This window comes from Planobispora longispora (assembly GCF_016863135.1).
Taxonomy (GTDB): domain Bacteria; phylum Actinomycetota; class Actinomycetes; order Streptosporangiales; family Streptosporangiaceae; genus Planobispora; species Planobispora longispora.
On sequence record NZ_BOOH01000110.1, the window covers coordinates 1 to 758 of the forward strand.

The 758-nt window shown below is 69.5% G+C and carries 1 protein-coding gene; it reads left to right on the top strand.

What is annotated here, in order from left to right; genetic code table 11:
- A partial coding sequence (locus tag Plo01_RS39825; RefSeq protein ID WP_239317984.1) for a LacI family DNA-binding transcriptional regulator occupies positions 1-758 on the top strand: 758 nt, incomplete at both ends.

Genomic DNA, 758 nt, shown 5'->3' on the forward strand with positions numbered 1-758 from the left:
TGGCGGTGACGATCAGGGATGTGGCGCGGGCGTCGGGGGTGCATGTCTCGACGGTGTCGCGGACGTTCTCGGCGCCGCATCTGGTGAATGCGGAGACGCGGAACCGGGTGCTGGCGGTGGCTGAGGGGCTGGGGTATCGGCCGAATCGGGCGGCGCGGGCGTTGACGACGGGGCGTACCCACAATCTGGGGTTGATCGTGGCCGATATCGCCAATCCGTTCTTTCCTCCGTTGATCAAGGCGGCGCAGGCGCAGGCGCGTGAGCGGGATTATCACGTGTTCGTGGCTGACACCGATGAGGATCCGGTGTTGGAGCAGGAGTTGATCGAGACGTTGTGCAAGCAGGTGGACGGGGTGTTGTTGTGCAGTCCGCGCCTGTCGAATCGGGTGATCGAGCGGCTTCGGGCGCAGGTGCCGTTCGTGGTGGTCAATCGGCGGGTGAAGGGGTTGGCCACGGTGTTGATGGATGTGGGTCAGGGGGTGCGGGCGGCGGTGGCGCATCTGGCGGAGTTGGGGCATCGTCAGGTGGGCCTGCTGTCCGGACCGAGCGGTTCCTGGACCAGCGGCGAGATCCGCCGGGCGGCCGCCGACCTGGCCGACGGCCTCGGCGTGAACCTGACCGTCCTGGGCCCGAACGAGCCGACCGAGCGGGGCGGGCTGGCCGCGGCGGCCGCGGTGGCGGGCTCGGGGGTGACGGGGGTGTTGTGCTACAACGACCTGGTCGCCCTGGGGCTGGTCGAGGGGCTGCGCGAGCGGGGC